At 52.7% G+C, this 9,268-nt stretch carries 8 protein-coding genes; 1 reads left to right on the forward strand and 7 read right to left on the reverse strand.

Annotation, left to right across the window (positions count from 1 at the left end; translation table 11 throughout):
• Window positions 1–82: 82 nt before the first annotated feature.
• A complete protein-coding gene (locus FDW95_RS11170) occupies window positions 83–1,381 on the forward strand; it encodes an amino acid permease (RefSeq protein WP_096759167.1) in 1,299 nt (432 codons plus the stop codon).
• Between the two features lie 44 nt (window positions 1,382–1,425).
• On the opposite strand, the gene FDW95_RS11175 is transcribed toward FDW95_RS11170, so the two are convergent.
• The 7 genes from FDW95_RS11175 to FDW95_RS23185 form a co-directional block, all read right to left on the reverse strand.
• The gene (locus FDW95_RS11175) at window positions 1,426–2,628 is read right to left on the reverse strand and encodes a sigma 54-interacting transcriptional regulator (RefSeq protein WP_115257216.1); all 1,203 of its coding nucleotides are present in this window, start codon (window positions 2,626–2,628) and stop codon (window positions 1,426–1,428) included.
• Between the two features lie 176 nt (window positions 2,629–2,804).
• On the reverse strand, window positions 2,805–3,809 hold the full coding sequence (dppF, locus tag FDW95_RS11180; protein ID WP_115257215.1) for a dipeptide ABC transporter ATP-binding subunit DppF: 1,005 nt from the start codon (window positions 3,807–3,809) through the stop codon (window positions 2,805–2,807).
• Window positions 3,806–4,789, reverse strand: coding sequence for a dipeptide ABC transporter ATP-binding protein (gene dppD / locus FDW95_RS11185; protein ID WP_137363503.1), 984 nt, complete (start codon window positions 4,787–4,789; stop codon window positions 3,806–3,808). Before dppD ends, dppF begins: the two co-directional genes overlap by 4 nt.
• 10 nt (window positions 4,790–4,799) lie before the next feature.
• Window positions 4,800–5,702, reverse strand: coding sequence for a dipeptide ABC transporter permease DppC (gene dppC / locus FDW95_RS11190; protein ID WP_115257214.1), 903 nt, complete (start codon window positions 5,700–5,702; stop codon window positions 4,800–4,802).
• 9 nt (window positions 5,703–5,711) lie between these two features.
• Entirely contained in the window at window positions 5,712–6,731 is a 1,020-nt protein-coding gene (gene dppB / locus FDW95_RS11195; RefSeq protein ID WP_096759162.1) for a dipeptide ABC transporter permease DppB, read from the reverse strand.
• 193 nt (window positions 6,732–6,924) lie between these two features.
• On the reverse strand, window positions 6,925–8,532 hold the full coding sequence (gene dppA, locus FDW95_RS11200) for a dipeptide ABC transporter periplasmic-binding protein DppA (protein WP_115257213.1): 1,608 nt from the start codon (window positions 8,530–8,532) through the stop codon (window positions 6,925–6,927).
• Entirely contained in the window at window positions 8,447–8,683 is a 237-nt protein-coding gene (locus FDW95_RS23185) for a hypothetical protein (RefSeq protein ID WP_162604169.1), read from the reverse strand. The genes dppA and FDW95_RS23185 overlap by 86 nt, the downstream gene beginning before the upstream one ends.
• Window positions 8,684–9,268: the final 585 nt, after the last annotated feature.

Raw genomic sequence — 9,268 nt, forward strand, 5'->3', positions numbered from 1 at the left:
GTTGAGAATCAAGGCACAACAGCCTGGCTATACACGTAATTCCTTTTCGGGGGGAGAGCGTGTATTTTCGGCAGGGGGTTCTATGCAGGACAACACATTACAATTAAGCAACACTACAGCAACCGCCGCATCCTTCTCAACAAAGCTACCTTTTACAAAATACGATTTTGGTTGGGTATTACTCTGTATCGGCATGGCAATTGGCGCCGGAACGGTGCTGATGCCGGTACAAATTGGTTTAACCGGTATTTGGGTATTTATTGTCGCCTTTATTATTGCTTATCCCGCCACCTATATTGTGCAGGACATTTATTTAAAAACGCTCTCTGAAAGTGAAACCTGTAATGACTACACCGATATTATTAGTCATTATTTAGGTAAGAACTGGGGCGTATTTCTTGGCGTCATCTATTTTCTGATGATTATCCACGGCATCTTTATTTATTCATTATCGGTTGTTTTTGACAGTGCGTCCTATATCAAAACCTTCGGACTCACCGATGCCGATCTTTCGCAGTCCATTATCTACAAAGTCGCGATTTTTGCGGTGCTGGTTGCCATTGCTTCCGGCGGAGAAAAGCTGCTGTTCAAAATCTCCGGCCCGATGGTGGTGGTAAAAGTTGGCATCATCATTGTATTTGGCTTTGCGATGGTCCCGCACTGGAACTTTAATAATATCAGCGCATTCCCTGAGGCAGGCGTCTTCTTCCGCGATGTCCTGTTAACCATCCCGTTCTGTTTCTTCTCGGCGGTGTTTATTCAGGTACTGAACCCCATGAATATCGCCTACCGCAAACGGGTGTCAGACCGGGTGTTGGCTACGCGCATGGTCATTCGTACCCACCGCATCAGTTATATTACGTTGATTGCAGTCATTCTGTTCTTCTCATTTTCCTTTACCTTCTCTATTAGCCATGAAGAAGCGGTCTCAGCCTTCGAACAAAATATTTCCGCACTGGCGCTGGCGGCTCAAGTTATCCCAGGACAAATTATTCACATCACCTCCACGGTGTTGAATATTTTTGCCGTACTGACAGCATTCTTCGGTATTTATCTGGGATTCCACGAGGCTATGAAGGGTATTATTCTTAACGTACTGGGTCGTGTTATCGACGTTGAGAAAATTAATCCATTGGTTCTGACGCTGGGGATTTGCGCCTTTATCGTCACCACGCTGGTGATTTGGGTGTCGTTCCGCGTATCAGTACTGGTGTTCTTCCAGTTGGGTAGCCCGCTTTACGGTATCGTCTCGTGCATTATTCCGTTCTTCCTGATTTATAAAGTCACACAGCTGGAAAAACTGCGCGGGGTAAAAACCTGGCTTATCCTGCTGTACGGAATGTTGCTGTGCCTGTCACCGCTGTTGAAGCTGATTGAATAACAAATTAAATACCCCGATGACAGCGCCGTCAACCCTGACGGCGCTTACTCCACGCTCTCCAGCTGATAGCTACGGATTTTATTCAGTACCGTGGTATGCGACACCCCCAGCGCTTTGGCAATATGCCGCGATGAAACATTCTCATCCATCATCTGCTCTATCAACTGACGCTCAGCGCATTGAACCTGCTGTTTAAAAGGCTGTCCACCGCGGGCCTGATTAACTGAGGTTATACTCGCGATACCCAAATCCTCTCGGGTAATCACATCAGATTCTGCCATCAACATCAGACGAATAATGGTGTTTTCCAGTTCGCGCACGTTCCCCGGCCAACCATGATGATGCATCGCATCAAAGCAGCCTTTATCCAAAATTAACCGGCGCTGAAATTCTTTCGCGTATTTCTGCACAAAATGGCGGATCAGCAGGCTGAGATCCTGCGGGCGTTCCCGCAACGGAGGAATAGTCAGGGAGAGGACGTTAATTCGATAATACAGGTCGGCGCGCAACAGGCGTTGTTCGACCATCTCTTCCAGATTGGCGTTGGTCGCCACAATAATACGCACGTTAACCGGAATAATCTGCGCCCCGCCCACGCGGCGGACCCCGCCATCTTGCAGTACTCGCAGTAATTTGGCCTGTAAATTCAGCGGCATCTCACCAAATTCATCCAGGAAAAGGGTGCCTTTATCCGCCATTTCAAACAGCCCTTTTTTGCCTTTACCGTCCGCACCGCTGAAGGCGCCTTTTTCGTATCCGAAGAATTCACTCTCCATCAGCGACTCGGGTAATGCAGAGCAGTTAACCGGAATAAATGGATAAAAGCTGCGCTGGCCAGAGTTATGAATCGCTCGGGCCAGCAGCTCTTTACCGGTGCCGGTTTCACCGCGGATCAGGACGGTATATTTGCTGTCCGCAATTCTGATCGCTTTTTCGATCAGTGCCTGCATGCTCTGGCTGCTGCAAATAATGTCTGAAAAATAGCGTGGGCGTTCCACTTCGGGCATCGACAGTTCGCTTATCTCTTCGCAAAAGTAAGCAACGTTAATAATATCGGCACGCTGACTTAAGCTGGATTGCACGCAGGAAATATCCTGCAACTGACGACACCAGGATTTAATCAGGATCCGGCCTGCCGTCACCTTCATTGAGATGATATTAATATCACAGCAGGAAAACTCCTTCAGGACATCCTCAACCATAGACAGGCGATCAATTGTTTTAATATCCCAGCGTATCGTGACCACATTTGCTCCAGGTAGTTAGCAACTGCGAAGTAGATATTTCGGTGACGCTCAAGAATCTGACTACATTCTAGACGCTGTGGAATAATGTTCTGCCAATGGACTCACATTGTGGAAGTAAAAACGAAATATAAAAAAACCGGAGCACAAGGCTCCGGTTATTGGGTCATAACCCACGCTTATTGCTGCGGATTCTCATCCTGGTCTACGGCAAAGCACGCCACCAGCTGACCGCCGTAATCTTTAAGCTGCGGCTGTAGCTGGGTACAAGGACCAAAACGACGGCGGCAGCGGGCGTTGAACGCGCAGCCCGGCGGTGGATTCAGCGGGCTTGGCAGCTCGCCGGTCAGCTTGATGCGCTCACGACGGTCGTCCGGGTTCAGACGCGGCGTCGCAGAGAGCAGCGCCTGGGTGTACGGATGGCGCGGATTGTTGAAGATCTGATCTTTGGTCCCTTTCTCCACGCAGCGACCTAAATACATCACCATCACTTCATCGGCAATATGTTCCACTACCGACAGGTCGTGGGAGATAAAGACATAGGACAGCCCCAGATCCTGCTGCAGATCCATCATCAGGTTCAGCACCTGCGCACGCACGGAAACGTCCAGCGCGGAGACCGGTTCGTCGGCAATCACCACGTCCGGGTCAAGCATCAGACCGCGGGCGATGGCAATACGCTGACGCTGACCACCGGAGAACATGTGCGGATAGCGGTCGTAGTGCTCGGTTTTCAGACCCACTTTCGCCATCATCTCCAGCGCTTTTTCACGACGCTGCTCTTTGCTGAGCGAGGAGTTGATCTGCAGCGGCTCCTCCAGAATCTGCCCCACTTTCTTACGCGGGTTCAGCGAGCCATACGGGTTCTGGAACACAATCTGGATTTTCTGCCGACGCAGCTTCTGCGCCTGAGGGTCATGCTTGAGCAGATCCTGCCCCTGGTAATACAGCTCTCCGCCGGTCGGAACTTCAATCATCGTCAGCAGGCGACCCAGCGTTGATTTCCCGCAGCCCGACTCGCCAACCACCGCCAGCGTTTTGCCACGCTCTAAGGTAAATGACACGCCGTCCAGCGCTTTAACCAGGCGCTCCGGGGCGAACATCCCCTTCTTCACCGGATAGTGTTTTTTCAGGTCAATTGCCTGCAACAATGGCTGTTGCGAGGTGGCCTCGTGCGTACTCATAGTGTGGGCCTCCCGGCATCATCGAGTGGGTAGTGGCATTTCGACTGGCGACCTTCGCCCAGTATGTTCAGCTCCGGCTCTACGCTACGGCATTTGTCCGTGGCATACGGACAGCGCGGGTTCAACAGACAACCGTTCGGGCGGTCGTATTTACCCGGCACCACGCCCGGCAACGAGGCCAGACGCGCTTTATCCTGCGCAAACTCCGGCAACGCACGCAGCAATGCCTGGGTATACGGATGGCGGGGCGCGCGGAAAATATCGTGTGCAGCCCCGGTTTCCACCACCTGACCGGCATACATAACGATGATTTTGTGTGCCGCTTCTGCCACCAACGCCAGGTCATGAGTAATCAATACCAGCGCCATATTTTCTTTCTGCTGAAGCTCCAGCAGCAGTTCGATGATCTGCGCCTGAATAGTCACGTCCAGCGCGATTGTCGGTTCATCGGCAATCAGCAGTTTCGGACGACAGGCAATCGCCATGGCGATCATCACGCGCTGACTCATACCTCCAGACAACTGGTGCGGATACACATCAAGACGTGAAGCCGGGTCAGGAATGCCCACCAGCGTCAGCAGGTCAATCGCCCGCTGAATACGGGTTTTCTTGTTGCCACCCTGATGCACCTTAATGGCTTCCATAATCTGGTAGCCGACGGTGTAGCACGGGTTGAGGCTGGTCATTGGGTCCTGGAAAATCATCGCCACTTCAGCACCCACCAGCTGGCGACGCTCTTTTTCAGAGATGCGTTTCAGGTCGCGGCCGTTAAACTCAAGGCTTTCCGCCATCACGCGGCCGGGGTAGTCAATCAGCCCCATAATCGCCAGTGAACTGACGGACTTACCGGAGCCGGATTCCCCGACAATCCCCACCACTTCGCCCTGGTTCACACTGTAGCTGATGCGGTCTACGGCACGGAATTCGGCGCCAACGTCGCCGAAATGTACAGATAATTTGTCTACATTTAATAACGCCATCTCGAACCTCTTACTGCTTCAGTTTGGGATCGAGCGCGTCACGCAGACCGTCACCCATCAGGTTAAATGCCAGCACCGTCAGCAGGATCGCCAGACCCGGGAAGGTCACGACCCACCAGGCACTTTGCGCGAACTGCAACACGTCGGAGAGCATAGTGCCCCATTCCGGTGTTGGCGGCTGCGCGCCCATGCCCAGGAAGCCAAGCGCGGCCATATCGAGAATGGCGTTAGAGAAGCCGAGCGACGCCTGAACAATCAGCGGCGCAAGACAGTTAGGAAGAATATTGACAAACATCTGGCGCATCGCACCGGCACCCGCCACGCGAGAGGCGGTGACGTAGTCGCGGTTCACTTCCACCAGCACGGCGGCACGTGTCAGACGCACATAGTGCGGCAGCGCCACGAACGTCAGTGCCAGCGCCGCATTACCTATCGATGGGCCAAATACCGCCACCAGCACCAAGGCCAGTAGCAGGCTCGGCAGTGCCAGCATGATATCGACCACTCGCATGATGACGTTATCAACGATGCCGCCGAAATAACCGGCCACCAGCCCGAGAATCACGCCCATCAGCAGCGAGAGCACCACCACCAGACAGCCGACCAGCAGCGACAGGCGTGCACCGTACATCAAGCGCGACAGCACATCGCGCCCTACGTCGTCAGTACCAAACAGATGCGCCCACGAGCCGCCTTCCTGCCACGCAGGAGGTGCCAGCAGCGTATCGCGAAATTGTTCCGCCGGGTTATAGGGCGCAATCCAGTTGGCGAAAATTGCAATAAACAGCACGATGACCACATAAACGAGGCCAACGACCGCACCTTTGTTGCGTTTAAAATAGTGCCAGAACTCCTGCAACGGGGTCATCGGCACCGGTGCAGCAATAACTTTATTTTCAGTAACCTGTGACATGATGGCCCCTTACTTCTTATGCCGAATACGCGGGTTCACCACGCCGTACAGCAGGTCTACCAGCAGGTTGACGAGAATAATCATCGTCGCTACCAGTAATACACCGCCCTGCACTACCGGATAATCACGGCGTTGCAGCGCATCAATCAGCCAGCGCCCCAGACCCGGCCACGAGAAAATGGTTTCGGTCAGAATAGCCCCAGCCAGCAGCGTACCGACCTGCAGACCGATAACGGTCACCACGGGCAGCATGGCGTTGCGCAGAGCATGAATGACGATCACGCGCATCCGCGTCAGCCCCTTGGCGCGCGCGGTACGAATGTAATCTTCGCCCAGCACTTCCAGCATTGACGAACGGGTCATACGCACGATAACGGCCAGAGGAATGGTGCCCAGCACCATCGCGGGCAGGATCATATGCGCCACGGCATCAATGAAGTTACCCTCTTCACCCCAGATAGCGGTGTCGATCAGCATAAACCCGGTCAGCGGGTTGGAGTCATCAAGGAACACCATGTCGCTCACCCGCCCGGAAACCGGCGTCAGGTTCCACTGCACGGAAACCAGCATGATCAGCATCATGCCCCACCAAAAGATAGGCATGGAGTAACCGGTCAGTGCCAGACCCACAGCGGTGTGATCGAAAATAGAACCACGCTTAACCGCGGCGAGTACGCCAACGGGAATCCCTACCGCGGTGGCAAACATCATGGCGCAGACACCGAGTTCCAGCGTCGCTTTAAAGCGCGGCACGAACTCTTCCCACACCGGCAAGCGGCTTTTTAACGAAATGCCTAAGTCACCATGCATAACCCCCCAAATGTAATGGAGGTACTGCTGCCACATCGGTTTATCCAGACCGAGTTCAGCCAGCAGTTGAGCATGACGCTCAGGGGAGATCCCACGCTCACCCGCCATGATCATTACCGGATCGCCGGGGATCATATGGACGAAGGCAAAGGTGAGAAGAGTGATACCGATAAACGTAGGGATGACGAGTCCCAAACGTCGGAGAATGAACTGCAACATAACCCGGATTCTCTCTAATGACGCACGGCCTGGAACCGTGAATCTGTATTGCTCACAAATCTTATCCCACGCATAAACAACTGTGGGTAAAGCACTACGCCGGATGGCGCTACGCTTATCCGGCCTACTCTCGTAGGCCTGCGCAAGCGTAGCGCCGCCAGGCATGGGGTGCATGAACACCCCTGAGTTTTAGTTATTCGATAGAGACGTTTTCGAAGTGGTGTTTGCCTAATGGATCAACCACATAGCCTTTGACTTCCTTACGCACGGGCTCATACACGGTGGAGTGAGCAATGATCAGCGCAGGCGCCTGGTCATGCATCACTACCTGAGCTTGTTTGTAGAGTTCAACACGCTTGTTGTGGTCGTCGGTCGCGCGGGCCGGTTGAATCAGATCTTCAAACGGCTTGTAGCACCAGCGAGAGTAGTTGGAGCCGTCTTTCGCTGCCGCACAGCTGAACAGGGTGGCGAAGAAGTTATCCGGATCCCCATTGTCCCCGGTCCAGCCCATCATCACCGCCTGGTGCTCACCAGACTTGGCACGCTTGAGGTACTCGCCCCACTCGTAGGTGACGATTTTGGCCTGGACGCCAATTTTCGCCCAGTCCGCCTGGATCATTTCAGCCATACGGCGTGCGTTCGGGTTGTACGGACGCTGTACCGGCATCGCCCACAGTTCAACGGTGAAGCCTTTGTCCTGGCCCGCTTCTTTCAGCAGCGCTTTGGCTTTTTCCGGATCGTAGCTGTAGTCTTTAACGTCGTCGTTATAGCCCCACATGGTTGGCGGGATCAGGTTCTTGGCTGCAACGCCTGCGCCCTGATATACCGCTTTGATGATCGCTTCTTTGTTCACCGCGTAGGTCAGCGCCTGACGCACTTTCACGTCATCAAACGGTTTTTTCTCGGTGTTGAAAGACAGATAACCCACGTTCAGGCCCGCCTGCTCCAGCAGGTTGAGGTTTTTATCCTGCTTCATGCGCGCGATGTCAGCCGGGTTCGGGTACGGCATCACCTGGCACTCATTCTTCTGCAGCTTGGCGTAACGCACGGATGCGTCAGGGGTGATGGAGAAGACCAGACGATCGATCTTCGGCTTGGTGCCCCAGTAACCTTCGAACGCTTTATACAGAATGCGCGAGTCTTTCTGGTACTGCTGCATCTGGAACGGACCGGTACCGATTGGGTTCAGATCCACTTTCTCCGGGGAGCCGGCTTTCAGCATGTTGTCGGCATATTCTTTGGAAAGAATAGACGCGAAGTCCATCGCCAGATCTGCCAGGAACGGTGCTTCCGGGCGGGTCAGTACGAACTGGACAGTGTTATCGTCGACTTTCTTCACTTCACTGATCAGATCCGGCAAGCCCATCCCTTCGAAGTACTCATAGCTGCCACCAGAGACTTTATGGTACGGGTTCTGGGCGTTTTTCTGGCGGTCAAAGGAGAACACCACGTCATCAGCGTTGAAGGTACGCGTCGGTTTAAATTCTTTATTGTCCTGCCACTTCACGCCCTGACGCAGGTGGAAGGTATAGGTTTTACCGTCTTCGCTGATTTCCCACTTCTCAGCCAAGCCCGGGATCACTTCAGTCGTACCGGTTTTGAACTCAACCAGGCGGTTATAGATCGGTACTGAGCTGGCATCATAGGTTGTGCCAGAAGTGAAAAGCTGTGGGTTAAAGCCTTCAGGAGATCCTTCTGAACAATAAACCAGAGTTTTAGCCTGTACGCTTGCTGCGACGGTCATAGCCACCAGGCTCAGACCAAGCTTCAGCATCCCTGACTTCTTCAAGGAAATACTCATTCTTCTGCTCCAAATGTGATGTTTGTTGTTTTACCCTTTGCAGTGGGTTTGCACCGCCTGGCCTTTTTTGTTTTTTACCCGGCCGGGTCGGCGTTAAGAGGATGGGGATTCCGTTCACATAAGCGACTGAGTTGCAGTGCGGATTCTCCATGAAATGCCCCTCATGCCCTACAATCTGTCAACAGAATGTGAAAACGTCAATACAGGTAACCGTGATTTACGCCAACGGTGAGAATTCGCAAACAAAGATTAAAAAAAGTGCAGAGGGGCATTTTCAGCAGGGAAATTTGTGCTACGCGGCCTATACCAGAATAAATATCTTCATATTTAGCAACGTTTAGTGATTAACATTTATGCAAAATGTGAAAAATTTCTTAATGAATGCTGCATATCTGAGCGATTAATACCATGAACGTTAAAGCGCACAGCGGAAAATGCTAGGTTCAGCCATAAGTAACGCAAAAAAAGATTCAAGCAAATATAAAAAAAGACAATGGAATATGTCACAGAATCGTTAACAGACAGTGGGAAGTGGTACACAATTTTTGCAGGCGAAATGAAGATGAAACAGGGAAGCAGCCCGTAGGCCGGATAAGGCGCCTGAGCCGCCATCCGGCGATGCAGACTCCCACGCGCTTTAATTGCCTGATGGCGCTGCGCTTATCAGGCCTACAAATCCTCTCGGCTTCAGATGCAAAAAGCCCTGCTCATAGAGCAGGGCTTTAAATTTGGTCGG

The sequence above is a fragment of the Citrobacter sp. wls718 genome (genome assembly GCF_005280945.1).
In the GTDB taxonomy this organism is placed as follows: Bacteria; Pseudomonadota; Gammaproteobacteria; order Enterobacterales; family Enterobacteriaceae; genus Citrobacter; species Citrobacter gillenii.